The following is a 25,172-nucleotide window of genomic DNA, read 5'->3' on the forward strand; positions in this document are numbered from 1 at the left end:
TGTAAGCTTAGCGTGACGGGCCAGGGTTGGCAACGAGTGACCATTTTGTATTTTGGTTACAGTTGTGCTGCCTTACGCCGTAAAGACGGGACAATCGGCCAGGTGGAGTAAGTGTATCACTGTTTTTTACGTTAATGTTTTTTAAGCCAGTCGAGAAAAAACTGGCTAAACGCCGTGACCTGAAGCGGCTGCAGTTTGCGCTGGGGGTAAACAAGCTGCAGCGCGACATCTTTGCGATCGTATCGGCTAAACCCGGTGAAGCTGTCGGCAAACAGCACCGTGAGCCTTCCGGTTTCAACGTCGTCTTTGACGTCCCACCACGATTTCCCCGCGATGCCCGCTCCGCTGAGCGCCCACTGACGAAGCAATGCTCCGTCGTCGCACACCATGGCGGGCTCAACGCGAACAATGCTTTCCTCACCATTAGTTTCAAAGCGCCATTCGTTCATCACCACGCCCTGCGATTCCAGCGCCAGGCACCGGTGCCGGGCTAAATCGGCAAACGTGGCGGGGACGCCGCGGTCGTTAAGATATTCTCCGGAGGCGACCAGCACCCGACGGTTCGGGCGGATGTTTCTTACGACAAGACTGCTGTCCGGCAGGTTGCCAAAACGCACGCTCATATCCAGCCGGTTAGCGACCAGATCCTCAACGTGTTCTCTTAACGAAATGAAAAATTTAACGTCAGGATGGCGCCGGGAAAAATCAATGACGGCGGGGCTAAGATACTGTCTGCCAAAATCCGAGGGCGCGGAAAGGCGAATATTGCCGCTGAGCACGCCCTCTTTTTGCGTCAGTAACGACTCGGCATGATGCATCTCTTCCAGCACGCGCAGCGCGGCATGGTAAAACTCTTCCCCGGCGCGGGTCAGGGTGAGGGATCGCGTTGAGCGGTGAAACAGGCGCGTCTGGTAACGCTCCTCAATCGCCTTCAGCCTGGCCGTCATGGTCGCGGGGGAAAGCGACAGGCGTCGTCCGGCGGCGGAAAGACTTCCGGCCTCGGCAACTTCCACCAGTAAAGCCATGTCTTCGAGTTTGCCCATTATTCATATTTTCCGAAAAGTGCATCTACTTTTAGCGTAATTATCAAAATCAGATGCGGGCTGTAAAGTGATTTCATCCAAACCATAAGGGATGAAAACATGAAACCTGCTTCACTCTTTGAACGCTACAGGCTGGGTTCGCTGGACCTGAAAAATCGTATCGTCATGGCGCCGATGACCCGCGCGCGCTCCCTTCAGCCGGGCAACATTCCCTCCGCGCTGATGGCGGAGTATTACCAGCAGCGGGCCAGCGCGGGGTTAATCATCACCGAAGCCACGCAGATCTCGCCTCAGGGTCAGGGATACTCCTGGACGCCCGGCATCCATTCACCGGAGCAGGTTTCAGGATGGCAGCTCACGACGGGGGCCGTACATCAGGCGGGCGGGGTCATTTTTTCTCAGCTCTGGCACGTTGGGCGAATGTCGCACGCCAGTTTTCACCAGGACGGTCAGCCCGTCGCCCCGTCAGCGCTGGCCCCGGACGCGCAGGTGTGGGTGGTGAATGAGCGTGGGGAAGGCCAGATGGTTGACTGCCCGCAGCCGAGAACGCTCTCACGCAAGGACATTCAGAACATCGTCGCGGACTATCGCCAGGCCGCTTTGAATGCCGTTCAGGCCGGGTTTGATGGCGTGGAGATCCACGGCGGAAACGGCTATCTGATCGACCAGTTCCTGCGCCAAACCTCCAACAAACGCACGGACGAGTACGGCGGTACGGTGGCTAACCGGATCCGCTTCGCTCAGGACGTGTTAAGCGCGATTGCCGAGGCGATTGGTCACGAACGTACGGGCATCCGTCTTTCGCCGTTTATTACCCAGCGCGGGATGAACGACCCGCAGGTCTCTGAAGCCATACTCTCGCTTGCGGCCTGGTGCGAACAAAAAGGGATTGCGTTTATCCACCTGGCGGAAGCCGACTGGGACGACGCGCCGCAGATTCCTGAGCATTTCCGTCAATCGCTTCGCGAGACCTTCAGCGGAACCCTGATCGTCGCGGGCAACTATGACCTTGCCAAAGCCGAAGAAATTCTGGCGGCGGGCTATGCCGATCTGATTGCCTTCGGACGACCGTTTATTGCCAACCCGGATTTACCTCACCGGCTGGCGCACCGCTTGCCGCTGGCTCAGGTGCGCGACCCCGCCACGCTGTTTGGCGGCACCGCCACGGGCTATACCGATTACTCAACGTACACCCAGCAGGAGGAAATAATATGACCCGTAAAACCTTAATTATCGGCGGCGCTTCCGGCATCGGTTTCGCCGTGGGCAGCCTGCTTGCCGGGCGCGGTGAGGAGATTATTCTTGCGGGACGCGACAGCGCAAAACTGGACGCCGCGCGACAGCGACTGAGCGCTCATGCCGCGTCTGTTAGCACTCTCGTGCTCGATATCAGCCGTGAGGAAGAGCTTGTTGCGCTCAGTGAAACGCTGGGCGAGGTCAATAATATTGTCGTCACGGCGGGATCACAGGCGCCGGGCGGGCTGCTTTCCGGACTGGATCTCCGTGCGGCAAGACAGGCCTTTGATACAAAATTCTGGGGAAGCCTCAATGTCGCCCGCTATCTCAGCGGGAACATCGCTCCCCGAGGAACGCTGACCTTCACCAGCGGGTTTGTGGCGCGCCGCACCGTGGCGGGCGCCCTCGTAAAAACAACGATGAATGCCGCCATTGAGGCTGCGACAAAAGTGCTGGCGAAAGAGCTTTCACCGCTGCGCGTCAACGTCGTCAGTCCGGGGCTGACCGACACGGAAGCGTATGCGGGGATGGACGCCGCCGCGCGGGAAAAAATGCTCGTCGGCGCGGCGGAAACCTTGCCAGCCAAGGCCTGGGGAAGGGCGGAGGACATCGCGCAGGGATATCTTTTCGCCATTGATAATCCCTTTGTGACGGGATCGATTATTGATATTGAGGGCGGGGCGTTAATTAACTGACCCTCATTAATTTGATCCGCAGGGCATCGTCTGCGGGTGACGTAATACTCTATTGAGAAACAACATGAAATATACGACGTGTTTTCGTCCCGCTATCGCGGCACTTATTTTTGCCGGTCTGTCGGGCAATGCTATTTCCTCGCAGGGGGAATGGCTGCAGCCGAAACTGCTTATTGTGGATAACAGTCTGTCACAGGCACAATTAAAGGCGAATGAAACTGCTGCCAGAAAATATGCCACGTTCTGGAACACCGGTAATGAAACTCTGGCGCGTGATGCCCTGGCCGTAAACTTTATTGATAAAACGCCCCCGGAAGGACGTAAGCAAGGTCCCGAGGGCGCTATTCTAGCTTCCAGGGCGTTTCGGACAGCCGTGCCTGATTTGCGTTGTGACGTTGAGCAAATGATTATTTCAGGCGATCGCGTGGTTTCGCATCTACATTTTCACGGCACCTTCACCGGGACATTTGGCAAGCTGAAAGGACAGGGGCAGAAAATAGATTTTATCGCCACCGATATTTATGAAGTCGCTGACGGTAAGATTGCGGCAAACTGGCACATTGAGGACAACCTGACGCTGATGAAACAGCTCGGCGCGCTGTAAAGTCACCACTCCGGGGCGGCCCGGAGTGATGCGAAAATCCTATAAGCCAAGATCGCTCAGCGAAGGGTGATCGTCCGGGCGTCTGCCCAGCGGCCAGTGGAACAGGCGCTCGGATTCTTTTATCGGCATATCGTTTACGCAGGCAAAGCGGCGCTTCATCAGGCCGTCCGGCTCAAACTCCCAGTTTTCATTGCCGTAAGAGCGGAACCAGTTGCCGGAATCATCATGCCATTCATAGGCATAGCGCACCGCGATCCGGTTATCCGTGAATGCCCAGAGCTCTTTAATCAGACGATACTCCAGCTCTCTTTTCCATTTCCGCTCCAGAAACGCCTGGGCTTCTTCACGGTTGGTGGCGAACTCTGCGCGGTTACGCCATTGGGTGTCCAGCGTATAGGCAAGCGCGACTTTCGCCGGATCGCGGCTGTTCCAGCCATCTTCTGCCAGCCTGACTTTTTCGATGGCGCTTTCACGAGTGAAGGGCGGTAAAGGAGGGCGTGTGTTCATGGCGATTACCTCAGTGTGATTTATGTAGACAGGTCTGTCTACTTGCGGTAATCTATGCCTGAAAAATAACGCTGTCAACACTCTTTTTGAGGCTGTCGAAAAAATGAAAACCGAACCCGCAGGTAACGAGACAAAAATCAGCGTCAGAGATAAAATATTACTCACGGCGCACGATCTGTTTTATTCCACTGGCTTCAGGGCGACGGGGGTGGACACGCTGATTAAAGCATCGAAAGTGACTAAGGTGACGTTTTATCGCCATTTTCCGAGTAAGAGCTTGCTTATTCTCGCCTATTTACACTATCGACATGAAATATGGATTAACTGGTTTGAGGCCACGCTTCGTCGACATCTCGTTGAAGGCCAGACGCCTGCGGACGCTCTATCGGCTACCCTCTATGAATGGTTTATTTCGCCCGAGTTCCACGGCTGCGCGTTTATTAACGCCAGCGCGGAAGCCAAATCCGAAGATATTGAAAGCGAAATAAAAGCGATATGCCGCGATCATAAAATCGAAACAAAGAAGATTATTGCGTCGCTGACAAAGATTGCTGATGAGCGCGTCGTCAATGAAATCATGCTGCTCATTGACGGTGCCATTATTCATGCGCAGATGGGCATGGATACAGAAACGATAATAAATGCGTTAAAAAGGGTTTTAGCGGAACTGACCGGCCAGTGAGATTCCGGTGCTTAATCAACTCTTGCACCAGGTCGATTAAGCATCCGCGTTACACTGTTGGAATGGTGCCGCCATCAATCACAAATTCAGTACCTGTGATACTCGCAGCATGCGATGAAGCGAGGAAGACGATGAGGTTGGCAACCTCAATCGGTCGGGCAGGGCGTCCGAGCGGTATTCCATCTAACGCCTTCATAATGATCTGTTTGCCACCTTCGTAGTCTGTTCCTGCTTGCTTTGCCAGTCTCTCCGCCAGTGCCACCGCCGCTTCAGTTTCGATCCAGCCGGGGGCAACGCGCACCACCCGAACACCTTTCGGCGAGACTTCCTTTGAAAGACTTTTACTGTAGGTTGAGAGGGCTGCCTTAGCCGCCGCATAACCCGTTGTTGAATCCGGTAAAGGCAGTTCGCGCTGGATAGACGTCACGTGAATAATCACCCCATTTCCCTGCTCAAGCATTCCGGGAAGCAGGGCGCGATCTAAGCGTACTGCAGGTAACAAATTAAGATTGAGCTCCTGCTGCCACTCGTCTTCGCCAAGTGCAGCAAAGCCGCCGCCGGGTGAGGTTGAACCGCCTGCAACATGGATAATTACGTCGACACCTCCCATCTGTTCCTGCACTGCGGATGCGACTGAGGCACATCCAGCGACCGTAGTAAGATCAGCGGCTACGAAAGTATCCGCGATATTTACGTCTGGATCGTGGCGCGCCGTGGTAAATACCGTTGCACCGAGTTGTTTTAAAAGTCCGACGACTGCTTTGCCGAGCCCTTTCGTGCCAGCGGTAACAAGCACGCGCTTGCCTTTAAAATCAATATCTAATGACATGGACTTTCGCTCCCATTATTTACAGTACAGGTATATTCAACATAGACTGAGTAATTAACAAGTACGCACGAAAAAGTGAGTTACTAAATTATGAGTAAGTTATATAGTCCGGAATCTGCCGCAAGCGGCGTGGAGCAAGTATTACGGTTGCTGGAAGGGCGCTGGAAATTAATTATTCTTTTTCATCTTTTCGACGGAAAAGTGCAGCGCTATTCTGATTTCGAAAAACTGATCCCCGGTATTTCCCAAAAGATGCTGGCGCAGCAACTTCGACAACTCGAGTCCGACGGTATCGTTTCGCGGATGGTTTACCCTCAAGTGCCACCGAAAGTAGAGTATCGCCTCACCGATTGGGGGCAGGCATTATGCCCGGCGCTTGATGCCATGCTGAAATGGGCAGAAAAACGTGAGGCTTACGCAAGCCTGTAAGCCTGGCGGTCAGCACGCTTCAATGGAATAGCGTTATCCGTAACCCATTTGTGCAAAGGAAACGAAAAAATGAGAACACAGAAACGATGCCTTGGCTGCGTAGCTATTGTGGTTGATGACTACGATCGCGCCATTCAGTACTACACCGACAAGCTGGGGTTTACCCTCGTAGAGGATACGCCCCAACCGGGAAAACGCTGGGTAGTCGTCTCACCCAACCCGGAAAGCGACTGCAATATCCTGCTGGCTCGTGCCTCTAACGAGAGGCAGGAAGGTTTTATCGGTAATCAAAGCGGCGGCAGAGTTTTCCTGTTCCTTCAGACGGATGATTTTTGGCGCGATTACCATGCCATGAAGGCAAAAGGCGTTCATTTCTGCGAAGAACCTCGTGAGGAAGAGTACGGTACGGTGGTGGTGTTTGAAGATATTTACGGCAACCGCTGGGATCTTTATCAGACTGCGCAACCGTGAATACCACCGCAAATGATGTGTCATTCGCCTTTTGTCCTGTACGCTTCCCAGCAGAGCGTACTCAAAATTATGGGGATGTCTCTTTAGGGCCAGAGCCCTCGTCCCGCTGTGCCAGCGACAGCGCGCTGGCGCTTGCGGGATCGAACAGCGAGATGCTCTCAATCTGATTGAGTAAAATCACCTTGCGGAATGACATGGCGCTGCGGGGTTCAGAGTCGAGCGTAATGTCATGCTCCGCATACCACCTGCTGTAATTATTCTCGATGCGCAGGTTCATCGTCTTCGCATCCCGGTACCCGCTCAACATCGGGATCAGCACGATATTGGCCGTTTTTTCATACTCCAGCGTCGCGGTGTGGATCATACCCACGTATATCCGCCTCGAGCGGAGCGTGACCTGCGCCAGCTCGCCTTGTTCCATACACTGGTATAGCAGCTGTTCGATACCGCTCGACTGCGCCAGACGTTTGTAGAGCTTTTTCCGGCTTTCGCCGTCCAGCCTGGCGCTGCCTGCCCAGTTAGAGCGGTAGAGGCAAAACAGGATGGCGAACGCCAGCATCACGACAACCGGCGCCTGAATGCCCAAAAAACTCCAGTTCATAAAGTCGATTTGCCAGTCGGTGTATTTCGGTGAGGCAAAGTGAAAAGCGTTATTGGCGGCGGAAAGGGCGAGCAGCAGCAGCCAGAGTAGCCCCGTAGCAATCACCCCCTGCAAAACGAAAATACAGCCGTAAAGTGCAACGAGAAAATAGACGTCCCAGCCGAAGGAACGCTTGATTTTAAAGCGGGTCGACAGGTCGCGGCTGGTGTACCAGTACCCGCAGACCATCAGCACCATAAATATCGCCGTTCCCATATCAGGCCCTCTTCAGCATGTTGACGTGACGCAGAAAATCCTGCCGCACCTCGTTGCTTTTGTAGTTAACGGAGGCGTTCCCGTCCTGGTCGATAATGATGCGATCGCCATCTTCGACGGCTTCAATAATTTCCTGCTGGCTCATCACCTGCAGTAAGGATTCCGGGCTGGAGAAAAGGGAGAGAAAGAAACGTTTCATGTCAGGCATCCTTATGAATAAAAAGGATAAGCCTGGAAGATGACCGCTGAATTTGCCTTAAGGATAACCTGAAAGTGAAAGCCGGGTGGCGGCTACGCCTTACCTGGCCTACAAAAACGTCAAATGATTGAGTTATCAAGTTGTTGATATTTATAAGTAATAAAAAATAATTTTGCACAAACTTGGACAAATAACGTTAATTGTGTAAGTTTTAAGTATGCGATTACGCCACGTTGTTTACAGCCAGGATGTGACCCATGAGCACTTTGCCCTCTGTCGTGAGTCGGTTTATTGAGTACTACGCCGCACTGGATAGCCAGCCGCCGTCCGCGCTGGTCGGGCTTTACCATTCAAACGCCACGCTTGTCGATCCGTTCGGCGAGCATGACGGTATTTTTGCGCTCCAGCGCTATTTCACCCATCTGCTGGCCAACGTCGAAAATTGCCGTTTTTCTATCGATCCGCCGCTGTGCAGTGGGAACCAGTTTGTTGTCACCTGGGTGATGCACTGGTCGCATCCGCGCATTGCCGGAGGTGAGCCGCTCGATCTGCCGGGGTGCTCGGTGGTAGAGACGGAAAACGATCTCATCACGCGCCAGCGCGACTACTACGATGCGGGAGAGATGATCTACGAACATCTCCCGCTGCTGGGCTGGGCGGTACGCGGCGTGAAGCGGAGGGTTAAATCATGAAGACGGTGCTGATTACCGGCGCAAGCTCGGGCATTGGCGCCGGGCTGGCAAAATCCTTTGCCGCTGACGGCTACCATGTGATTGCCTGCGGGCGCGATCCGGCGCGTCTGGAAGCACTGCATCAGACCTGCCCCAATCTCACCGTTCGTCTGTTCGATATGACGGACCGGGACGCCTGTCGCCAGGCGCTGACCGGCAGTTACGCCGATCTGATTATTCTCTGCGCCGGTACCTGCGAATATCTCGACCAGGGCGTGGTGGACGCGGCGCTGGTAGAGCGGGTCATGAACACTAATTTCCTCGGGCCGGTGAACTGCCTTGAGGCGCTACAGCCGCAGCTGGTTGCCGGTAACCGCGTGGTGCTGGTGAGCTCGATGGCCCACTGGCTTCCCTTCCCGCGTGCAGAGGCCTATGGCGCGTCTAAAGCCGCGCTGAGCTGGTTTGCCGAAAGCCTGCGCCTGGACTGGGAGCCAAAAGGCATTGCCGTGACGGTTGTTTCCCCGGGCTTTGTCGATACGCCCCTGACGCAAAAAAACGATTTCGCCATGCCGGGCAGGGTGACCGTCGACGAGGCGGTTAAGGCGATCCGTATCGGGCTGGCGGCCGGGAAAATGCACATCGCGTTTCCGTCCGGGTTTGGCTTCATTTTGCGGCTGCTCTCCGGGCTGCCTGCGTTTCTACAGCGCACGCTGCTGCGCAGGATGGTGCGTTCATGAACATTGCAATTATCGGCAGCGGCATTGCCGGGCTGACCTGCGCCTGGCGCCTGGCCGGGCATCATCAGGTGACCCTGTTTGAAGCGGGATCCACACCGGGCGGCCATACCGCAACGGTTGACGTGACGACGCCCCAGGGCACATACGCGATCGATACCGGTTTTATCGTCTACAACGACCGCACCTATCCGCGCTTTATGGGCCTGCTCAGCGAGCTGGGCATCAGCGGGCAAAAAACGCAGATGAGCTTTTCGGTACACAACCCCGAAACGGGGCTGGAGTACAACGGTCACACCCTGACGTCGCTGTTTGCCCAGCGTCGCAACCTGGTGAATCCGGCGTTCTGGCGTCTGCTCGGCGAGATCGTCCGCTTCAATCGTCTGGCAAAACAGGCGCTGGATGGGGTGGTGGACCCGAACGCCACGCTGCAGACGTTTCTGGACCAGCACGGCTTTACGCCGTTTTTTGCGCGCCACTATATTTTGCCGATGGGAGCCGCCATCTGGTCATCCTCGCTGCAGGAGATGAAGCGCTTCCCGCTGCCGCTTTTCTTACGTTTCTTCCAGAATCACGGGCTGCTGGATATCGCCCATCGCCCGCAGTGGTACGTGGTGCCGGGCGGCTCGCGAGAGTATATCCGTGCGATGCTGGACAAATTAGGCGATCGGCTGACTCTGCATCTCAATTCACCGGTGCAGCGGGTGAGCCGCCACGAGGGCGGGGTTACGCTTCAGCTTGAAAACGGCAGCCATACTTTCGATCGGGTGATTTTTGCCTGCCACTCCGCCAGTGCTCTGGCGATGCTTGAAGATCCCACCTCCGCAGAGCGCGAGGTGCTGGGCGATATTGGCTGGCAGCGCAACGAGGTGGTGTTGCACAGCGACCCGCGCTGGCTGCCGGTGCGGCCGCGCGCGTGGGCGAGCTGGAACTACCGCCTGAGCGCGCAGGAGCAGGCCAGCGCCTGTGTTACCTACAACATGAACATTCTGCAGGGGCTGCCTGCGGGCAGTCCGCTGTTCTGCGTCACCCTGAACCCTGACGCACCGGTAGATGAACGCTTCGTTCTGCAACGCTTCGTTTATGAACATCCGCTGTTTAACCCGCAAAGCTGGCGGGCGCAGGCGCGGCGCGGCGAGATCAACGGTCATAACCGGAGCTGGTACTGCGGGGCCTACTGGTACAACGGTTTTCATGAGGATGGCGTGCGCAGCGCGCTGGATGTGGTCAATGCGATAGCGGCCGGAGAGGGGAACTAAGATGAACAGCTGCCTCTACCACGGCGTATTACGCCACCGCCGCCTCCAGCCGAAAAACCACGAATTCAGCTACAGCGTCTTTATGGCCTGGCTGGATCTCGATGAACTGCCGCTGCTGCCGTCCGTCGGCGTACGGCACAATCGCTTTGCCGCCGCCTCGTTCCACGACTCGGACTATCCGCTCGGCACGCCGCTTAAGGAGAACGTGCTCAGCAGGCTGGAGAGCCTGACCGGAGAACGTCCGGACGGGCGGGTCATGCTCCTGACGCAGCTGCGCTATTTCGGCTTTCATTTCAATCCGGTCAACTTTTACTACTGCTATGACGAGAAGGAGACGCTGCGCTGGGTGCTGGCGGAGGTCCGCAACACGCCGTGGAATGAACGTCATTACTATGCCGTCAACGGACAGAATGCACAGCCCACGGAAAAAGCGTTTCACGTCTCCCCCTTCAATCCAATGGACATGATCTACCACTGGCGCTTTAACGACCCGGATAACACGCTGCATATGCACATTGAAAATCATCAGGAAGCGAAGGTCTTTGACGCCACGCTGGCGCTGCGCCGGGAGCCTTTTACGCGCCCCGCGCTGCGTGGGCTTTTGGTGCGTATCCCGCTCATGACCCTGAAAACTGTTTTTGCCATTTACTGGCAGGCGCTGCGGCTCTGGCTCAAGCGCGTGCCGCTGTATAACCACCCCGTCAGCAGGAGTGAACGCTCATGACCGATCCCGTCTTTGCGTTAGAACCCGATATCCCGCGCAACGTGCGCATCGCGCGCTGGCTGCTTTTTCGTCTGTTAAGCGGTATCCGCGGTGGCTCGCTCACCCTGCGTGAAGGGGCGCAGACCTTCCATTTTGGCGAGACATCCTCCGCGCTGCACGCCGACGTACAAATCCTCACGCCCGGCGTTTACTGGCGAGTTTTAACGGGCGGTAGCCTTGCTGCCGCAGAAGCCTGGATGGACGGCGAATGGGAAACCACGCACCTTACGCCGCTTCTGGAACTGCTGGCGCTCAACGGCGAGGTGCTTGGCCGTCTGGAAAACGGGTTCCGCCTGTTCGGCAGGCCGCTGGAGCGTCTGCGCCACTGGACGCGGCGTAACTCCCGCGCGCAGGCGCGTGAAAATATTGCCGCTCATTACGATCTGGGCAATACCTTCTACGCCCATTTTCTGGATAAAGAGCTGCTCTATTCCAGCGCCTTGTTTACGGAGGACGAGCAGGACCTGACGGCGGCCCAGCAGGCCAAAATGGCGCGCCTGTGTGACCAGTTAATGCTAGAACCGAATGACCACCTGCTGGAGATCGGTACCGGCTGGGGCGCGATGGCGGAATACGCGGCCCGTCGTTATGGCTGTCGGGTGACTACCACCACGCTGTCACAGGAGCAATACGTCTGGGCGACCGAGCGAATTGCGCGCGCCGGACTGCAGGATCGGGTCGAGGTGCTGCTCTGCGACTATCGCGACCTCACCGGACAGTACGACAAGCTGGTCTCGATAGAGATGATTGAAGCCGTCGGTCAGCGCTATCTGCCCACGTTCTTCCGTACCTGCCAGGCGCGGCTGCGCCCGGGAGGACGGATGGCGATTCAGGCCATCACGATTCAGGACCAGCGCTATCGCGACTACAGCAAAAGCGTCGATTTTATCCAGCGCTACATCTTCCCCGGCGGCTTCCTGCCGAGCATCACCGCGATGAACGAGCTGATGACGCGCCACACCGATTTCGTGGTGCGCAATCTTTTCGACATGGGACCGGACTACGCCCGCACGCTGGCCCTCTGGCGGCAGCGCTTTGTCCACGCCTGGCAGGAGATTGAAAAGCTCGGCTTCGATGAGCGGTTTCGCCGTATGTGGCTGTACTACTTTGGCTACTGCGAAGCCGGGTTTAACGCCCGCACCATCAGCGTGGTGCAGCTGACCGCCGAGCGCGTATGAAACGATATCTTCAGGTCTTTCTGCTGGCCGTCGCGTTCGATCTTTACTGGACGCTGGTGGTGCTCTTTCGCGAAAAGGGCCTGATTATCTGGCTCGCGCTGGCGGTTCTGGCGTGCCTGCTTTTGCCGTCTGTATACCGTTTTTACGCCATTGGGCTGGCCGCGGCGGGAAGTTTGCTGGATACGCTCTGGGCGCTGACGGGACTGATTGCCTTTACGGGCGACTCCCTGATGCCGCTATGGATGGTGGCATTGTGGCTGATGTTTGCCACCGTCTGGACGCAGCTTACGCGCACCACCACGTTGCCCGGCTGGCTGCTGACCCTGCTTGCCGCAGTGGGAGGCCCGGTAGCGTACCTGATTGGCGAGCGGCTGGGTGCCATCACGTTTCTGGATCCAACCTTTATCGTCGTCAGCTGGATGGCGCCGGGGTGGCTGGTATTGATGCTGTTTTTCCACCTGCTGATGGGGAGACAAAAATGAAAGCTGCATTTTTGCTGCTTTGTCTGACGCTGGTTGTTCCCGTTGGCCAGGCCGCCGACTGGCTGGCGTGGCGGAAGGTGGGCGACGCCACGCTTACCTGGGGGCCGTTCACGGTCTATACCTCCCAGCTGCGTACTCCGGACGGGCGTTACGGTCGGGAGGACCAGGATCAGGCGCTGATTATTACCTATGCGCGCGACATCGATCGCGATGAACTGGTCGAGGCGACCCGCGACCAGTGGCAGGCGCAGGGTATCCTGGCGCAGGAAGCGCAAAGCGAAGCCTGGCTGCGGATGCTCCAGTCGCTGTGGCCTGATGTCCGACAGGGCTCACAGCTGGCGTTTGTTCTCAACGATAAGCAGGGGCAGTTCTGGTATCGCGATCCGACCCTTCAGAAAACCTTTATTCCCCTGGGACCACGCCAGTCAGAAGCGTTCAGCACCCGCTTTCTGGCCATCTGGCTCGATCCCCGCACGCAATACCCTGAACTGCGTCAGCAGTTAATCGGAGGCCAAAAATGAAACGTTTCCTTATGATGGCGCTGGCATTGACGATGCTTCTGGCGGGCTGTAGCACGGAGGTGACCGAGTACCGCCAGCAGCAGCCGCGGCTGGATATCTTCCACTACTTCCAGGGTAAAACTGAAGCGTGGGGGATGGTGCAGGATCGCAGCGGCAAGCAGATCCGCCGCTTTCACGTTGAGATTGCCGGGGATGTAATTGGCGATACGCTGACGCTCAACGAGCACTTCGTTTATGACGACGGTGAGAAGCAGCAGCGAGTCTGGCATATCCGGCGCCTGGGGAACGATCGCTATGAGGGAACGGCGGGGGATATCGAAGGGGTGGCGACGGGGCAGGCCGCCGGCAACGCGTTCAACTGGCATTACAGCATGAACGTGAAGGCCAACGGGAGCACGTGGCTACTGAACTTTGACGACTGGATGTACCTGCAGGATGAGAACCATCTGTTTAATAAAACCGAGATGAAGAAGCTGGGCGTCACCGTCGCCACGGTAACGCTGTTCTTTACCCGTAAGACATGAGTCTAGTCGCGGGTGCTGTGAATTTTACTGCTCGAGTAGATGAACCAGAGAGCAATACCCAGGCAGACTACCGCCCCCAGACGGCTCGGCGAAAAGGGAATAGCGGCATTACCCAGCCAGCCAAAGTTATCAATCAACATGCTCATGGCGAGCTGGCCGAATATGACCGCCACCGTGGCGACGGCGGTGCCGATGCGCTGCACCGCCACGACCATAATCACAATATAAGGCACGCCAAACATTGCCCCGAGAAGCTGCCATTTCGGCACGTCCAGCAGGCTGACGGCCTGCTTAGGCTCAAAGAAGAAAATCAGCAGGGCGGTCACCAGCGCGCCGACGGAAAAGGTCAGAAACGCGCTTTTGAATACGCCCACGCTGCTGCCAAGCTGGCCGTTAATGGCGGCCTGAATGCTCAGCGTCGCGCCGCCGCATACGGCCAGAAGAATCATAATCAGTGTCATACGTTACCCCTGTGCGACCAGAACCAGTGCCGCAATAATGAACCCCAGTGCAATAATGCGCTTTGCGTTTATCTTCCTGTGCGGCGAACCCAGCAGACCATAGTGGTCAATGATCAGGCTTTTAAAGACCTGGCCGGCCAGAATGCCAATCATGGTCATGGCGATGCCGATGGTGGGTGTCGCCACGGTCAGGATGACCACGTATACCGGACCGAGCACGCCGCCGAGCAGCTGCCAGCCGGGCTGTGCGAAAAACGACGGGCTGTTGCGCGGGCTGAAAAACAGCATCAGCAGAAACGTCAGCGCGGCGCCGACGCCAAAAATGCTGAACGTCGCCCATAAATCCCCGACCTTTCCCCCCAGCGGTCCCAGCAGGCCCGCCTCGACGGAGAGGCCCATCCCGCCAGCAATCACCAGTAAAATCAAAACCAACTGCATTCTTCTTCCTCCGTTTTCAGGCGAAGAAGATTACGTGGGTTGTCCAGTGAGAAAAATGCCATAATGGTGGAAACACCTTTGCGAGAAATGCATTAATGGTTGACGCCAGCAATATCAACATTCGCACGCTGCTGATCTTCATCGACGTGTATGAAGCGCAGAATTTCTCCGTCGTGGCGCGGCGGCAGGGGATATCGGCCTCGCAGATATCGCGCGTGATCCACCAGCTTGAGGATGCGCTCGGGCAGCAGCTTTTCTACCGCAATACGCGGGCCGTCATCCCCACGGAAAGCGGCCATCTTTTTATTCGCTATGCCCGGTCGATGGCGGAAAACCTGGAAGAGGCGCGACGGGAGCTGGACGCGCGTGCGGTGGAACCGTCCGGTGCGATCCGCATTAACGGACCGGTGTTTTTCGGCCAGAAGCACATTGCGCCCGGCCTTCCCGGCCTGTCGGAACGCTATCCCCGCCTGAACGTAGAGCTGACGCTGACCGATGATTTTATCGACCCGCACCGCGATGCCGCCGACGTGATCTTCCGGATTGGCGTGCTAACGGACTCATCTTTTCACGCGCGGGTGTTCGGGCAGCAGGTGTATCATCTGGCCGCGTCGCCAGATTACGTGCGTAGACACGGTGCGCCTGAAGGACCGGACGATCTTAACCGCCATCACTGTCTGGTCTATCGCGGATCGTCAGGGCCTAACCGCTGGCTGTTGCGCAGGGCGGGCGAGGCGTGGACGCATTATCCCGTGACGCCATTGATGACCTCGAATAATGCGGAAGCGCTGCTGGCTGCGGCGCGGGGCGGGATGGGAATTGTACTGTTTCCGGACTGGCTGGTGAGCGAGCCGCTCCAGCGCGGTGAGCTGATTCCGCTCCTGCCCGCGCTGAAGTGTGCCATCAATACGGAACAGCAGGCGATCGCGGCGATCTACCCTGATGCCCGACATCCGCCCCTGAACGTCAGGGCGGTAATTGATTATTACGTTGAGCGTTTTGGTACGCCGCTTTACTGGCAAACGTAAGGGATTACGCGCCAAGCTCTTTGCGGATAATCTCTGCGCCAGCGCTGAGTGCTCTCAGCTTGCCGTTAGCCACCTGACGGGAGAGGGGAGCCATGCCGCAGTTGGTTGACGGATAAAGCTTGTCCGCATCGACAAACTGCAGCGCTTTTCGCAGCGTATCGGCCACTTCCTCCGGCGTTTCAACCGTGTTGGTTGCTACGTCAATCGCGCCAACCATCACTTTTTTGCCGCGGATCAGCTCAAGCAGATCCATCGGCACGCGGGAGTTGTGGCACTCCAGGGAGATGATGTCGATGTTAGAGGTCTGCAGCTTAGGGAAGGCCTCTTCGTACTGGCGCCACTCGGATCCGAGCGTCTTTTTCCAGTCGGTATTGGCCTTGATGCCGTAGCCGTAGCAAATGTGTACCGCGGTCTCGCACTTCAGCCCTTCAATGGCGCGTTCCAGCGCGGCGATGCCCCAGTCATTGACCTCGTCAAAAAAGACGTTAAACGCCGGTTCGTCGAACTGGATAATATCCACGCCCGCGGCCTCTAATTCGCGCGCTTCCTGATTGAGGATTTTGGCGAATTCCCAGGCCAGCTTTTCGCGGCTTTTATAGTGCGCGTCGTAGAGGGTGTCGATCATGGTCATCGGCCCCGGCAGGGCCCATTTGATCGGCTTGTCCGTGAGCTGACGCAGGTACCTGGCATCGTCGACGAAGACCGGTTTCTGGCGCGCAACCGCAGAAACTACGGTCGGCACGCTGGCGTCATAGCGGTTACGAATGCGCACCGTCTGGCGGTTCTCAAAATCCACGCCGCTCAGGTGTTCAATAAAGGTGGTGACGAAGTGCTGGCGGGTCTGTTCCCCGTCGCTGACGATATCGATTCCCGCACGGATCTGCTCATCCAGAGACAGGCGCAGCGCATCCTGCTTGCCCGCCAGCAGTTCCTGATCCTGTAATTTCCAGGGTGACCACAGCGTTTCAGGTTGCGCAAGCCAGGTCGGCTTTGGCAGGCTGCCAGCGGTAGAAGTCGGGAGCAATGTTTTCATAATAAAAGACCTTTTTTAATGTATTAAAGCGTGTAGTTATCAGACCACTGCTCAAGAATGTGTTTGTAAGGCTTAATGAAGTACTCTTCGGTAAATCGACCCTGTTCAATCGCCAGACGGCTTCGCTCTTCCCGGTCATACACAATTTTGGTTAATGAGTGATCCTGCTGGTTCAGATCCGGTCGGTAGCACAGCCCGGCCGCCGAGTTGGCGTTATAAATCTCCGGGCGATAGATCTTCTGGAACGTCTCCATCGTGCTGATGGTGGCGATCAGTTCGAGATCGGTGTAGTCACTCAGCAAATCCCCGGTGAAGAAGAACGCGAACGGTGCCACGCTGTGTTCCGGCATAAAGTAGCGCACGCTCAGGCCCATCTTCGCGAAGTACTGTTCCGTTAGCGACTCGCCGTCCGGCTGATACTCCACGCCCAGCACGGGGTGCTGGTTGCCGGTGCGGCGATAGGTATCTTTGCTGGATACGCTCAGGCAGATCACCGGTCCTTTTTTGAAGTTCTCTTTGTATTCCGGTGAACGCACAAAATGGCGGAAAATATTACCGTGCAGTTCGCCAAACTTTTCCGGAATGCTGAAGTGCTGCTGGTTCTTGTTGTGCTCCAGCAGCAGGACGCTGAAATCATAATCCCGCACGTAAGACGAGAAGTTATTCCCGACGATGCCAGGGATGCGCAGGTTGTTTTTCTTGTCGACAATAGTGGTTTGCAGTATCTCAATAGCCGGGAATGGCTTTTCCGCGCCAATGTTCAAATCGACAGAGATGATTTCAAGCTCAACCGCATAGCGATCGGCGTTTGGGTTATCCCAGCGCGCCAGAGCGTTGAAGCGGTTGTTGATCATCACCAGCGTATTGCGCAGGTTTTCCTGACGTTTTTCCCCGCGCGCCAGGTTGGCAAAGTTGGTGGTCGTACGCGTATTTTCAGACGGGTTGTAATTCTCATCGAAGCAACTGCGCTTAAGGGAATATGTGAAAGCTTTGCTCATTGTGGTTATGCATCCTAAGTTCATGTTGCTAAGAAGTTACCAATGCATAATTTATGCCTGAGCCCGCGGCGCAGGGGAAGTGACTTAATTTCACTGCAACATGAGGGAAGTTCATGATGTTGATCACAAATTCCCACGACTCCCGTTTAGTGCCAGTTGTTTTGCTAAGCAGACCGCTTCTTGCCTGCCGATGTAGGGACCATAGTTGTCAATTACGCGGTAGCCATTTCGCTCATAGAATTTCACCGCACGAGCATTAGCGTGTCGGGTTTCTAGCCAGATTTCGCTATAACCTAAACGCTGTGCCGACGCTTCAAGAAAAGCCAGTAAAACCTTACCAATACCCGGCTCGCTCCTGTCGGAATACATGCGTTTCAGCTCGGCAACCTGTTCGGAAAGTGGTCGTAGTGCGGCACATCCAACGGCATCACCTGTTTCATTCCTGGCGACCAACCACAGGGCGCGTTCGGCCATCATCGAGTCGACGTTAAAATGACGCGTACCGCCATCCCCGGTAATGTTCGCCAGTTCTGATGATAATTTTTCAATCAGACGCAGGGATTCAGAAGAGTGCAGGTCGGCTTTTTGAATCGTTATCATTGGAGTGTTCCATTGTGTTTTATTTTGCAGGCGTCAAATTATCAGACGGTTAAGGTGAACCGTCCTATGTTTTACTTATGTTTCGGCACGCCCTTAATGACGCTATAATCCCCAAAATTTCCAACCGGTTTAGAAACAATCATGACAAAACTCACCTTACAAGAGCAGATGCTGAAAGCGGGCCTGGTCAGCAGCAAGAAAGCGGCGAAAGTGCAGCGCACGGCAAAGAAATCACGCGTTCAGGCGCGTGAGGCTCGGGAAGCGGTAGAAGAGAACAAGAAGGCGCAGATCGAGCGTGACAAGCTGCTGAGCGAGCAGCAGAAGCAGGCCGTGATGGCGAAAGAGTTTAAGGCGCAGGTGAAGCAGCTGATTGAGATGAACCGCATCACCGTGGCGAAAGGCAACATCACCTTTAACTTCACCGACGGTAATCTGATCAAAAAAATCGACGTCGACAAGCAAACCCAGGCTCAGCTGATCAACGGCCGTCTGGCGATTGCCCGTCTGGTGATTAACGCCAGCGGCGACTGCGAATACGCGATTATTCCGGCGGTGGTGGCCGATAAAATTGCCCAGCGCGATGCCGACAGCATCGTGTTAAACAGCGCGCTCAGCCAGGAAGAGCAGGACGAAGACGATCCGTACGCTGACTTCAAAATCCCTGACGATTTGATGTGGTAAAACGCGTTCAGAACGGGGCGGCGTGTCGGGCGTTAACCGGCTCTCCGCTCATGGGATGAATAAAATTCAGCTCGCTGGCATGCAGCATCAGCCGCGGCGTTCCTTCAGCGCCCGGTACGTCAAGACCACCATACAGATCGCAGCCCAGAATCGGGTGCCCCAGCCGCTGGCAGTGAATACGCAGCTGATGGGTTCGCCCGGTCTCCGGAGTAAGTTCAACCCGCGTTAACGGCAGTCCCGTCTCCTGATAAAACCGTTCCACCACCCGATAGCGGGAGCGGGCGGGTTTCCCGGTGATGGCGCAGATCGACATCAGCGGGAACAGCGCCGGGTCTTTGGCAATCGGCGCATCGATTACACCTTCGTCATTTTCCACATGTCCGCAAAGCAGGGCGCTGTAGACTTTCTCCACGCTACGCTGGCTGAACTGCTGGCACAGTGCCGCGTTGATGGTCTTATTGCGCGCAACCACCATCAGCCCGGACGTGCCGAAGTCCAGGCGGTGTACCAGCGTGCAGCCGGGGAAGGTCTGGACCAGACGATAGTGAACGGAATCAAGGTTTTGCGGATTTTTTCCCGAGAGGCTGAGCAGGCCGGAAGGCTTATCGATCAGCAGCAGATGTTCATCCTGCCAGAGGATCTGAATGTCATCGTGACACGGTGGGGCAATAAAAGAATCAATGATCGCAGACATCAGGCCGCCCGGCTGGAGAGTGGGAGCGGATGATAACGAAATGCGGGGGAAAAGAAAAACCCTCCCACCGGGCGGTGAGAGGGTGAAGTCTTACGCTGCAATCAGGCTGTCGATAGCGGCTTTCGCGTCGGTCTGCGCTTTGGTCGCCACTTCAGGACCGTAGGCGATACCTTCAGCGAACACGAAGTTCACGTCAGTGATGCCGATGAAGCCCAGGAACAGGCTCAGGTACGGCGCAACCAGGTCGGTTGGGGTGTCTTTATGGATGCCGCCACGGCTGGTCAGTACGATCGCACGTTTGCCTTTCACCAGACCTTCAGGGCCATTCTCGGTGTAACGGAAGGTTACGCCAGCGCGTGCCACCAGGTCGAAGTAGTTCTTCAGCTGGGTAGGGATGTTGAAGTTGTACATTGGGGCGTTGATGACGATAACGTCGTGCGCCTGCAGCTCGGCAATCAGCTCGTCAGAGAGCGCCAGGGCTTCCTGCTGACGTGGGCTCAGCGGTGCATCGCTTGGGCGCAGCGCGCCAACCAGCTCGCCATCCAGCACAGGAATTGGGTTTGCAGCCAGGTCACGCACGGTGATTTCGTCAGCAGAATGCTGTTCACGCCACTGTTCAACGAAGTAATCAGACAGCTGACCAGACTGAGAGTACCCTGCCAGAATACTGGATTTCAAAACTAATACTTTGCTCATGGGTGATTCCTGTTTTTGCATTTGATTGAAGGGGGTTGCCCCGTTGCTTGTTGACACTCTATTCACAATCCTGCCATAGAGATAGCGCAATATATCGAAGCCTATGTTCGAATTTTTTGAATAAGGCGCGAAAGGCGTCATTGTGGTACTCTATAGCAATCATTAAAAAGAGAATTTATCAGGGCGTGTACTGCCCTTTAACGCTATGACAGAACAACAAAAATTCACCTTCCCGATCCTCCTGCAACAGCTCGATTCTCTGATGCTGCGCGACAAACAGCGTTTCGCCCGCCGTCTGCACGGCGTTAAGAAGGTTAAAAATCCTGATGCTCAGCAGGCCATTTACCAGGAGATGGCGAAAGAGATTGAACAGGCGGCAGGGAAAGTCTTGCTGCGCGAAGCCGCGCGACCGGCGATTACCTACCCGGAAAACCTGCCCGTCAGCCAGAAAAAACAGGACATCCTTGAGGCCGTCCGCGACCACCAGGTGGTGATTGTCGCGGGTGAAACCGGTTCGGGGAAAACCACCCAGCTGCCGAAAATCTGTATGGAGCTGGGCCGCGGGATCAAAGGCCTGATTGGCCACACCCAGCCGCGTCGTCTGGCGGCGCGCACCGTTGCCAACCGTATTGCCGAAGAGCTGCAGACGGAGCCGGGCGGCTGCATCGGCTACAAGGTCCGTTTCAGCGACCACGTGAGCGATAACACCATGGTCAAGCTGATGACCGACGGTATTCTGCTGGCGGAAATCCAGCAGGATCGCCTGCTGATGCAGTACGACACCATCATCATTGACGAAGCGCACGAGCGCAGCCTGAACATCGATTTCCTGCTCGGCTACCTGAAAGAGCTGCTGCCGCGCCGCCCGGATCTGAAAGTTATCATCACCTCCGCGACCATCGACCCGGAACGCTTCTCGAAGCACTTCAACAATGCGCCGATTATCGAGGTGTCAGGTCGCACGTATCCCGTGGAAGTGCGCTATCGCCCGATTGTGGAAGAGGCGGATGATACCGAGCGCGACCAGCTGCAGGCCATCTTCGATGCCGTTGACGAGTTGGGTAACGAAAGCGCGGGCGACATTCTGATCTTCATGAGCGGCGAACGCGAAATCCGCGATACCGCCGATGCGCTCAGCAAGCGCGACCTGCGCCATACCGAGATCCTGCCGCTGTACGCCCGTCTGTCCAACAGCGAGCAGAACCGCGTCTTCCAGCCGCACGGCGGGCGCCGCATCGTCCTGGCGACCAACGTGGCGGAAACCTCGCTGACCGTGCCGGGAATTAAATACGTTATCGACCCGGGCACGGCGCGCATCAGCCGCTACAGCTACCGCACCAAGGTCCAGCGGCTGCCGATTGAGCCGGTCTCCCAGGCGTCCGCTAACCAGCGTAAGGGCCGCTGCGGCCGCGTGTCGGAAGGGATCTGTATTCGTCTCTATTCCGAAGATGATTTCCTGTCGCGCCCGGAGTTTACCGACCCGGAAATTCTGCGCACCAACCTGGCGTCCGTTATCCTGCAGATGACCGCGCTGGGGCTGGGCGACATCGCGGCGTTCCCGTTCGTCGAAGCGCCGGATAAACGCAACATTCAGGACGGCGTGCGTCTGCTGGAAGAGCTCGGGGCGATTACCACCGACGAGCAGGCGACGGTCTACAAGCTGACGCCGCTGGGCCGCCAGCTCAGTCAATTGCCGGTCGACCCGCGTCTGGCGCGCATGGTTCTGGAAGCGCAAAAGCACGGCTGCGTGCGCGAGGCGATGATCATCACCTCTGCGCTCTCCATTCAGGACCCGCGCGAGCGCCCGATGGACAAACAGCAGGCGTCTGACGAAAAGCACCGCCGCTTCCACGACAAAGAGTCCGATTTCCTCGCCTTCGTGAACCTGTGGAACTACCTCGGCGAGCAGCAGAAAGCGCTCTCCTCGAACCAGTTCCGCCGCCAGTGCCGCGTGGATTTCCTCAACTACCTGCGCGTGCGCGAGTGGCAGGATATCTACACCCAGCTGCGCCAGGTGGTGAAAGAGCTGGGCATTCCGGTGAACAGCGAACCGGCGGAGTACCGCGAAATCCATATCGCGCTGCTGACCGGCCTGCTGTCCCACATTGGAATGAAGGACGCCGAGAAGCAGGAGTATACCGGCGCGCGCAACGCCCGTTTCGCCATCTTCCCGGGTTCCGGCCTTTTCAAGAAGCCGCCGAAGTGGACCATGGTCGCGGAGCTGGTGGAAACCAGCCGCCTGTGGGGACGCATTGCGGCCCGTATCGATCCGGAATGGGTGGAGCCGGTGGCGCAGCATCTGCTTAAGCGCTCGTACAGTGAACCGCACTGGGAGCGCGCGCAGGGCGCGGTGATGGCGACCGAGAAAGTGACCGTTTACGGCCTGCCGGTGGTCGCCGCGCGTAAGGTCAACTACAGCCAGATCGATCCGGCCCTGTGCCGCGAGCTGTTTATCCGCCACGCGCTGGTGGAGGGTGACTGGCAGACGCGGCACGCCTTCTTCCGTGAAAACCTGAAGCTGCGCGCCGAAGTGGAAGAGCTGGAGCATAAATCGCGCCGCCGCGACATCCTGGTGGATGATGAAGCGCTGTTCGAGTTTTACGACCAGCGCATCAGCCACGATGTTATCTCTGCCCGCCACTTCGACAGCTGGTGGAAGAAGGCCAGCAAAGAGACGCCGGACCTGCTCAACTTTGAAAAGAGCATGCTGATTAAAGAGGGAGCGGAGTCGGTCAGCAAGCTCGACTACCCGAACTTCTGGCATCAGGGCAACCTCAAGCTGCGTCTGACCTATCAGTTTGAGCCAGGGGCAGACGCGGACGGCGTGACCGTCCACATTCCGCTGCCGCTGTTAAACCAGGTGGACGAGAGCGGGTTCGAGTGGCAAATCCCCGGCCTGCGCCGCGAGCTGGTGATTGCGCTGATCAAATCCCTGCCGAAACCGGTGCGCCGCAACTTTGTGCCTGCGCCAAACTACGCGGAAGCGTTTTTGGGCCGCGTCACGCCGCTGGAGCTGCCGCTGCTGGACGCGCTGGAGCGTGAATTCCGCCGCATGACCGGGACGACCATCGACCGCGACGACTGGAACTGGGATCAGGTGCCCGATCACCTGAAAATCACCTTCCGCGTGGTGGACGATAAAAACAAAAAGCTGCTGGAAGGGCGTTCGCTGAGCGAGCTGAAAGAGGCGCTGAAAGGCAAAGTCCAGGAGACGCTCTCTGCGGTGGCCGACGACGGCATCGAGCAGAGCGGGCTGCATATCTGGAGCTTTGGCCAGCTTCCGGAAAGCTACGAGCAGAAGCGCGGCAACTATAAGGTCAAAGCCTGGCCTGCGCTGGTGGACGAGCGCGACAGCGTGGCGATCAAACTGTTTGATAACCCGCAGGAACAGCAGCAGATGATGTGGCGCGGGCTGCGTCGCCTGCTGCTGCTCAACATCCCGTCGCCGATCAAGTATCTGCACGAGAAGCTGCCGAACAAGGCCAAGCTGGGGCTCTACTTTAACCCGTACGGCAAGGTGCTGGATCTGATTGACGACTGCATCTCCTGCGGCGTGGACAAACTGATCCACGAGGCGGGCGGCCCGGTCTGGACGGAAGAGGGCTTTGCCCAGCTGCATGAAAAGGTGCGTGCGGAGCTGAACGACACCGTGGTGGAGATTGCCAAACAGGTCGAGCAGATCCTCACCACCGTGTTCAATATCAACAAGCGCCTGAAGGGGCGCGTGGATATGACCATGGCGCTGGGGCTGTCGGATGTTAAAGCGCAGATGGCGGGACTGGTGTACCGTGGCTTTGTGACCGGCAACGGCTTCAATCGTCTCGGCGATACGCTGCGCTATCTGCAGGCGATTGAAAAACGGCTGGAGAAGATGGCCATCGATCCGCACCGCGATCGCGCGCAGATGCTGAAAGTGGAGAGCGTCCAGCAGGCGTGGCAGCAGTGGCTCAACAAACTGCCGCCTGCCCGCCGCGACGATGAAGACGTGCAGGCGATCCGCTGGATGATCGAGGAGCTGCGCGTCAGCTTCTTTGCCCAGCAGCTCGGTACGCCGTATCCGATTTCGGATAAGCGTATTCTGCAGGCGATGGAGCAGATTTCCGGTTAAACCCTTGCCGGGTTTTCTCCCTCTCCCTGTGGGAGAGGGTCGGGGTGAGGGCATCAGCCCCGCACAATTTTCACCCGTTCACAATCGCCAGCGTAAACCCATCCCATCCCTTAACCCCCACCGTTTGCAGCGCGGTGGCGGTTAAACGCGGATTATCTCCTGTCATCTCAATAAAACGCCGCACGCCCAGCACGCGCGCGTCGTCGCTTTCCCCGTTGATTACCTCGCCGTCACGCACCACATTATCGCCGATAATTACCGTGCCGGGGCGGGAGTAGTGCAGTGCCCACTCCAGATAGCCGGGATTGTTTGGCTTATCGGCATCAATAAAGATCAGGTCGAACGGCGGAACGTCGCCGAAATTCTCCAGCGAGCTCAGCGCCGGGCCTTCAATTAATTCAATGCGTTCGTTTAACCCCGCAAGCTGAATATTCTCGCGCGCAACGCGGGCATGCGTGGGATCGGCCTCAAGCGTAATCAGCTTACCGTCCGGCGGCAGCGCACGCGCCATCCAGATTGAGCTGTAGGCACCCAGCGTACCGATCTCAAGTATCCGCCGCGCCTGCGTCATGCGCACGAACAGCGCCAGCAGCTGCCCCTGATTGGCCGCTACGTCGTGCTCGGGGAGCCCGGTGCGTTTGTTGTTTTCCAGAACCTGATTCAGTACGTCATCGTCAGGGATAAGAGAAGAAATCATGTAATTATCTACGGCAGACCATTTTTGTTGCATAGATTGACTCCTTGGGTTTTCT

At 56.8% G+C, this 25,172-nt stretch carries 30 protein-coding genes; 17 read left to right on the forward strand and 13 right to left on the reverse strand.

The window, feature by feature from the left end:
• Positions 1-131: 131 nt before the first annotated feature.
• The gene (locus tag FOY93_RS10665) at positions 132-1,043 is read right to left on the reverse strand and encodes a LysR family transcriptional regulator (protein WP_143345065.1); all 912 of its coding nucleotides are present in this window, start codon (positions 1,041-1,043) and stop codon (positions 132-134) included.
• Between the two features lie 99 nt (positions 1,044-1,142).
• On the opposite strand from FOY93_RS10665, the gene FOY93_RS10670 reads away from it, so the two are divergent.
• From FOY93_RS10670 to FOY93_RS10680, 3 genes are all read left to right on the forward strand, one after another.
• On the forward strand, positions 1,143-2,258 hold the full coding sequence (locus FOY93_RS10670) for an alkene reductase (RefSeq protein WP_143345066.1): 1,116 nt from the start codon (positions 1,143-1,145) through the stop codon (positions 2,256-2,258).
• Entirely contained in the window at positions 2,255-2,974 is a 720-nt protein-coding gene (locus tag FOY93_RS10675; RefSeq protein ID WP_143345067.1) for an SDR family oxidoreductase, read from the forward strand. The genes FOY93_RS10670 and FOY93_RS10675 overlap by 4 nt, the downstream gene beginning before the upstream one ends.
• Before the next feature lie 64 nt (positions 2,975-3,038).
• Positions 3,039-3,578: an ester cyclase gene (locus FOY93_RS10680; protein ID WP_143345722.1), complete on the forward strand. Its 540-nt coding sequence runs from the start codon at positions 3,039-3,041 to the stop codon at positions 3,576-3,578.
• Between the two features lie 39 nt (positions 3,579-3,617).
• Here FOY93_RS10680 and FOY93_RS10685 read toward each other — a convergent pair whose 3' ends face one another.
• Complete coding sequence (locus FOY93_RS10685; RefSeq protein ID WP_143345068.1) at positions 3,618-4,085, reverse strand: nuclear transport factor 2 family protein; 468 nt, start codon at positions 4,083-4,085, stop codon at positions 3,618-3,620.
• Between the two features lie 103 nt (positions 4,086-4,188).
• On the opposite strand from FOY93_RS10685, the gene FOY93_RS10690 reads away from it, so the two are divergent.
• On the forward strand, positions 4,189-4,767 hold the full coding sequence (locus FOY93_RS10690) for a TetR/AcrR family transcriptional regulator (RefSeq protein ID WP_143345069.1): 579 nt from the start codon (positions 4,189-4,191) through the stop codon (positions 4,765-4,767).
• A 49-nt stretch (positions 4,768-4,816) separates the two neighbouring features.
• Here FOY93_RS10690 and FOY93_RS10695 read toward each other — a convergent pair whose 3' ends face one another.
• Positions 4,817-5,596 carry an SDR family oxidoreductase gene (locus FOY93_RS10695; RefSeq protein ID WP_143345070.1) on the reverse strand — a complete coding sequence of 260 codons (780 nt, stop codon included), beginning with the start codon at positions 5,594-5,596 and terminating at the stop codon, positions 4,817-4,819.
• A gap of 90 nt (positions 5,597-5,686) precedes the next feature.
• On the opposite strand from FOY93_RS10695, the gene FOY93_RS10700 reads away from it, so the two are divergent.
• Together FOY93_RS10700 and FOY93_RS10705 are read left to right on the forward strand one after the other, a co-directional pair.
• Positions 5,687-6,025, forward strand: a complete 339-nt coding sequence (locus FOY93_RS10700; RefSeq protein WP_115874985.1) for a winged helix-turn-helix transcriptional regulator — start codon at positions 5,687-5,689, stop codon at positions 6,023-6,025.
• A 69-nt stretch (positions 6,026-6,094) separates the two neighbouring features.
• Positions 6,095-6,496, forward strand: coding sequence for a VOC family protein (locus FOY93_RS10705; RefSeq protein ID WP_136194817.1), 402 nt, complete (start codon positions 6,095-6,097; stop codon positions 6,494-6,496).
• 67 nt (positions 6,497-6,563) lie between these two features.
• Here the strand turns inward: FOY93_RS10705 and FOY93_RS10710 are convergent, their stop codons facing one another.
• Both FOY93_RS10710 and FOY93_RS10715 read right to left on the reverse strand, forming a co-directional pair.
• The gene (locus FOY93_RS10710) at positions 6,564-7,352 is read right to left on the reverse strand and encodes a hypothetical protein (protein ID WP_136194818.1); all 789 of its coding nucleotides are present in this window, start codon (positions 7,350-7,352) and stop codon (positions 6,564-6,566) included.
• Position 7,353: 1 nt separating this feature from the next.
• Positions 7,354-7,551 carry a hypothetical protein gene (locus FOY93_RS10715; RefSeq protein ID WP_023311615.1) on the reverse strand — a complete coding sequence of 66 codons (198 nt, stop codon included), beginning with the start codon at positions 7,549-7,551 and terminating at the stop codon, positions 7,354-7,356.
• Positions 7,552-7,808: 257 nt separating this feature from the next.
• Here FOY93_RS10715 and FOY93_RS10720 point away from each other — a divergent pair, with 257 nt between their 5' ends.
• From FOY93_RS10720 to FOY93_RS10755, 8 genes are read left to right on the forward strand one after another with little or no spacing between them, the layout of a single operon-like run.
• On the forward strand, positions 7,809-8,243 hold the full coding sequence (locus tag FOY93_RS10720; protein ID WP_143345071.1) for a nuclear transport factor 2 family protein: 435 nt from the start codon (positions 7,809-7,811) through the stop codon (positions 8,241-8,243).
• Entirely contained in the window at positions 8,240-8,959 is a 720-nt protein-coding gene (locus tag FOY93_RS10725) for an SDR family NAD(P)-dependent oxidoreductase (protein WP_127730732.1), read from the forward strand. Before FOY93_RS10720 ends, FOY93_RS10725 begins: the two co-directional genes overlap by 4 nt.
• The gene (locus FOY93_RS10730; RefSeq protein WP_136194820.1) at positions 8,956-10,215 is read left to right on the forward strand and encodes an NAD(P)/FAD-dependent oxidoreductase; all 1,260 of its coding nucleotides are present in this window, start codon (positions 8,956-8,958) and stop codon (positions 10,213-10,215) included. The genes FOY93_RS10725 and FOY93_RS10730 overlap by 4 nt, the downstream gene beginning before the upstream one ends.
• Position 10,216: 1 nt before the next feature.
• Entirely contained in the window at positions 10,217-10,939 is a 723-nt protein-coding gene (locus FOY93_RS10735; protein WP_143345072.1) for a DUF1365 domain-containing protein, read from the forward strand.
• Positions 10,936-12,156, forward strand: coding sequence for an SAM-dependent methyltransferase (locus FOY93_RS10740; protein ID WP_133294354.1), 1,221 nt, complete (start codon positions 10,936-10,938; stop codon positions 12,154-12,156). The genes FOY93_RS10735 and FOY93_RS10740 overlap by 4 nt, the downstream gene beginning before the upstream one ends.
• Positions 12,153-12,638: a DUF2878 domain-containing protein gene (locus tag FOY93_RS10745; RefSeq protein ID WP_143345073.1), complete on the forward strand. Its 486-nt coding sequence runs from the start codon at positions 12,153-12,155 to the stop codon at positions 12,636-12,638. The genes FOY93_RS10740 and FOY93_RS10745 overlap by 4 nt, the downstream gene beginning before the upstream one ends.
• The gene (locus tag FOY93_RS10750) at positions 12,635-13,159 is read left to right on the forward strand and encodes a hypothetical protein (RefSeq protein ID WP_133294355.1); all 525 of its coding nucleotides are present in this window, start codon (positions 12,635-12,637) and stop codon (positions 13,157-13,159) included. Before FOY93_RS10745 ends, FOY93_RS10750 begins: the two co-directional genes overlap by 4 nt.
• A complete protein-coding gene (locus FOY93_RS10755; protein ID WP_111964680.1) occupies positions 13,156-13,683 on the forward strand; it encodes a DUF3833 domain-containing protein in 528 nt (175 codons plus the stop codon). Before FOY93_RS10750 ends, FOY93_RS10755 begins: the two co-directional genes overlap by 4 nt.
• Positions 13,684-13,685: 2 nt before the next feature.
• Here FOY93_RS10755 and FOY93_RS10760 read toward each other — a convergent pair whose 3' ends face one another.
• Complete coding sequence (locus FOY93_RS10760; RefSeq protein ID WP_115874995.1) at positions 13,686-14,144, reverse strand: DMT family transporter; 459 nt, start codon at positions 14,142-14,144, stop codon at positions 13,686-13,688.
• A gap of 3 nt (positions 14,145-14,147) precedes the next feature.
• A complete protein-coding gene (locus tag FOY93_RS10765; RefSeq protein ID WP_143345074.1) occupies positions 14,148-14,582 on the reverse strand; it encodes a DMT family transporter in 435 nt (144 codons plus the stop codon).
• 95 nt (positions 14,583-14,677) lie between these two features.
• Between FOY93_RS10765 and FOY93_RS10770 the strand changes: the two genes are divergently transcribed.
• Positions 14,678-15,610, forward strand: coding sequence for a LysR family transcriptional regulator (locus FOY93_RS10770; RefSeq protein ID WP_143345075.1), 933 nt, complete (start codon positions 14,678-14,680; stop codon positions 15,608-15,610).
• A gap of 4 nt (positions 15,611-15,614) precedes the next feature.
• Here FOY93_RS10770 and FOY93_RS10775 read toward each other — a convergent pair whose 3' ends face one another.
• From FOY93_RS10775 to FOY93_RS10785, 3 genes are all read right to left on the reverse strand, one after another.
• Positions 15,615-16,643 carry a methionine synthase gene (locus FOY93_RS10775; RefSeq protein ID WP_111964677.1) on the reverse strand — a complete coding sequence of 343 codons (1,029 nt, stop codon included), beginning with the start codon at positions 16,641-16,643 and terminating at the stop codon, positions 15,615-15,617.
• 23 nt (positions 16,644-16,666) lie between these two features.
• On the reverse strand, positions 16,667-17,641 hold the full coding sequence (locus FOY93_RS10780; RefSeq protein WP_115874998.1) for a DUF1852 domain-containing protein: 975 nt from the start codon (positions 17,639-17,641) through the stop codon (positions 16,667-16,669).
• Between the two features lie 123 nt (positions 17,642-17,764).
• Positions 17,765-18,241 (reverse strand): GNAT family N-acetyltransferase, encoded by a 477-nt coding sequence (locus tag FOY93_RS10785; protein ID WP_143345076.1) that lies wholly within the window; start codon positions 18,239-18,241, stop codon positions 17,765-17,767.
• Positions 18,242-18,382: 141 nt separating this feature from the next.
• On the opposite strand from FOY93_RS10785, the gene FOY93_RS10790 reads away from it, so the two are divergent.
• Positions 18,383-18,922, forward strand: a complete 540-nt coding sequence (locus FOY93_RS10790) for a DUF2058 domain-containing protein (RefSeq protein WP_115875000.1) — start codon at positions 18,383-18,385, stop codon at positions 18,920-18,922.
• Between the two features lie 7 nt (positions 18,923-18,929).
• Here the strand turns inward: FOY93_RS10790 and FOY93_RS10795 are convergent, their stop codons facing one another.
• Positions 18,930-19,616 carry an RluA family pseudouridine synthase gene (locus FOY93_RS10795; protein WP_143345077.1) on the reverse strand — a complete coding sequence of 229 codons (687 nt, stop codon included), beginning with the start codon at positions 19,614-19,616 and terminating at the stop codon, positions 18,930-18,932.
• A gap of 90 nt (positions 19,617-19,706) precedes the next feature.
• On the reverse strand, positions 19,707-20,312 hold the full coding sequence (gene azoR, locus FOY93_RS10800) for an FMN-dependent NADH-azoreductase (RefSeq protein ID WP_143345078.1): 606 nt from the start codon (positions 20,310-20,312) through the stop codon (positions 19,707-19,709).
• A gap of 205 nt (positions 20,313-20,517) precedes the next feature.
• Here azoR and hrpA point away from each other — a divergent pair, with 205 nt between their 5' ends.
• A complete protein-coding gene (gene hrpA, locus FOY93_RS10805; RefSeq protein ID WP_143345079.1) occupies positions 20,518-24,420 on the forward strand; it encodes an ATP-dependent RNA helicase HrpA in 3,903 nt (1,300 codons plus the stop codon).
• A 70-nt stretch (positions 24,421-24,490) separates the two neighbouring features.
• On the opposite strand, the gene FOY93_RS10810 is transcribed toward hrpA, so the two are convergent.
• The gene (locus FOY93_RS10810; protein ID WP_143345080.1) at positions 24,491-25,150 is read right to left on the reverse strand and encodes an O-methyltransferase; all 660 of its coding nucleotides are present in this window, start codon (positions 25,148-25,150) and stop codon (positions 24,491-24,493) included.
• Between the last annotated feature and the right edge of the window lie 22 nt (positions 25,151-25,172).

The sequence above is a fragment of the Enterobacter sp. 18A13 genome, from assembly GCF_007035975.1.
Taxonomy (GTDB): Bacteria; Pseudomonadota; Gammaproteobacteria; order Enterobacterales; family Enterobacteriaceae; genus Enterobacter; species Enterobacter vonholyi.

What these genes read in the sequence shown, in the direction of transcription:
- FOY93_RS10765 (WP_143345074.1), bottom strand. Translation starts at nt 14,582, where the DNA reads ATGCAGTTGGTTTTGATTTTACTGGTGATTGCTGGCGGGATGGGCCTC.
- hrpA (WP_143345079.1), top strand. Translation starts at nt 20,518, where the DNA reads ATGACAGAACAACAAAAATTCACCTTCCCGATCCTCCTGCAACAGCTC.
- azoR (WP_143345078.1), bottom strand. Translation starts at nt 20,312, where the DNA reads ATGAGCAAAGTATTAGTTTTGAAATCCAGTATTCTGGCAGGGTACTCT.
- FOY93_RS10755 (WP_111964680.1), top strand. Translation starts at nt 13,156, where the DNA reads ATGAAACGTTTCCTTATGATGGCGCTGGCATTGACGATGCTTCTGGCG.
- FOY93_RS10745 (WP_143345073.1), top strand. Translation starts at nt 12,153, where the DNA reads ATGAAACGATATCTTCAGGTCTTTCTGCTGGCCGTCGCGTTCGATCTT.
- FOY93_RS10710 (WP_136194818.1), bottom strand. Translation starts at nt 7,352, where the DNA reads ATGGGAACGGCGATATTTATGGTGCTGATGGTCTGCGGGTACTGGTAC.
- FOY93_RS10725 (WP_127730732.1), top strand. Translation starts at nt 8,240, where the DNA reads ATGAAGACGGTGCTGATTACCGGCGCAAGCTCGGGCATTGGCGCCGGG.
- FOY93_RS10680 (WP_143345722.1), top strand. Translation starts at nt 3,039, where the DNA reads ATGAAATATACGACGTGTTTTCGTCCCGCTATCGCGGCACTTATTTTT.
- FOY93_RS10715 (WP_023311615.1), bottom strand. Translation starts at nt 7,551, where the DNA reads ATGAAACGTTTCTTTCTCTCCCTTTTCTCCAGCCCGGAATCCTTACTG.
- FOY93_RS10695 (WP_143345070.1), bottom strand. Translation starts at nt 5,596, where the DNA reads ATGTCATTAGATATTGATTTTAAAGGCAAGCGCGTGCTTGTTACCGCT.
- FOY93_RS10775 (WP_111964677.1), bottom strand. Translation starts at nt 16,643, where the DNA reads ATGAAAACATTGCTCCCGACTTCTACCGCTGGCAGCCTGCCAAAGCCG.
- FOY93_RS10790 (WP_115875000.1), top strand. Translation starts at nt 18,383, where the DNA reads ATGACAAAACTCACCTTACAAGAGCAGATGCTGAAAGCGGGCCTGGTC.
- FOY93_RS10785 (WP_143345076.1), bottom strand. Translation starts at nt 18,241, where the DNA reads ATGATAACGATTCAAAAAGCCGACCTGCACTCTTCTGAATCCCTGCGT.
- FOY93_RS10740 (WP_133294354.1), top strand. Translation starts at nt 10,936, where the DNA reads ATGACCGATCCCGTCTTTGCGTTAGAACCCGATATCCCGCGCAACGTG.
- FOY93_RS10675 (WP_143345067.1), top strand. Translation starts at nt 2,255, where the DNA reads ATGACCCGTAAAACCTTAATTATCGGCGGCGCTTCCGGCATCGGTTTC.
- FOY93_RS10705 (WP_136194817.1), top strand. Translation starts at nt 6,095, where the DNA reads ATGAGAACACAGAAACGATGCCTTGGCTGCGTAGCTATTGTGGTTGAT.
- FOY93_RS10770 (WP_143345075.1), top strand. Translation starts at nt 14,678, where the DNA reads ATGGTTGACGCCAGCAATATCAACATTCGCACGCTGCTGATCTTCATC.
- FOY93_RS10720 (WP_143345071.1), top strand. Translation starts at nt 7,809, where the DNA reads ATGAGCACTTTGCCCTCTGTCGTGAGTCGGTTTATTGAGTACTACGCC.
- FOY93_RS10750 (WP_133294355.1), top strand. Translation starts at nt 12,635, where the DNA reads ATGAAAGCTGCATTTTTGCTGCTTTGTCTGACGCTGGTTGTTCCCGTT.
- FOY93_RS10810 (WP_143345080.1), bottom strand. Translation starts at nt 25,150, where the DNA reads ATGCAACAAAAATGGTCTGCCGTAGATAATTACATGATTTCTTCTCTT.
- FOY93_RS10730 (WP_136194820.1), top strand. Translation starts at nt 8,956, where the DNA reads ATGAACATTGCAATTATCGGCAGCGGCATTGCCGGGCTGACCTGCGCC.
- FOY93_RS10735 (WP_143345072.1), top strand. Translation starts at nt 10,217, where the DNA reads ATGAACAGCTGCCTCTACCACGGCGTATTACGCCACCGCCGCCTCCAG.
- FOY93_RS10700 (WP_115874985.1), top strand. Translation starts at nt 5,687, where the DNA reads ATGAGTAAGTTATATAGTCCGGAATCTGCCGCAAGCGGCGTGGAGCAA.
- FOY93_RS10685 (WP_143345068.1), bottom strand. Translation starts at nt 4,085, where the DNA reads ATGAACACACGCCCTCCTTTACCGCCCTTCACTCGTGAAAGCGCCATC.
- FOY93_RS10690 (WP_143345069.1), top strand. Translation starts at nt 4,189, where the DNA reads ATGAAAACCGAACCCGCAGGTAACGAGACAAAAATCAGCGTCAGAGAT.
- FOY93_RS10760 (WP_115874995.1), bottom strand. Translation starts at nt 14,144, where the DNA reads ATGACACTGATTATGATTCTTCTGGCCGTATGCGGCGGCGCGACGCTG.
- FOY93_RS10665 (WP_143345065.1), bottom strand. Translation starts at nt 1,043, where the DNA reads ATGGGCAAACTCGAAGACATGGCTTTACTGGTGGAAGTTGCCGAGGCC.
- FOY93_RS10780 (WP_115874998.1), bottom strand. Translation starts at nt 17,641, where the DNA reads ATGAGCAAAGCTTTCACATATTCCCTTAAGCGCAGTTGCTTCGATGAG.
- FOY93_RS10670 (WP_143345066.1), top strand. Translation starts at nt 1,143, where the DNA reads ATGAAACCTGCTTCACTCTTTGAACGCTACAGGCTGGGTTCGCTGGAC.
- FOY93_RS10795 (WP_143345077.1), bottom strand. Translation starts at nt 19,616, where the DNA reads ATGTCTGCGATCATTGATTCTTTTATTGCCCCACCGTGTCACGATGAC.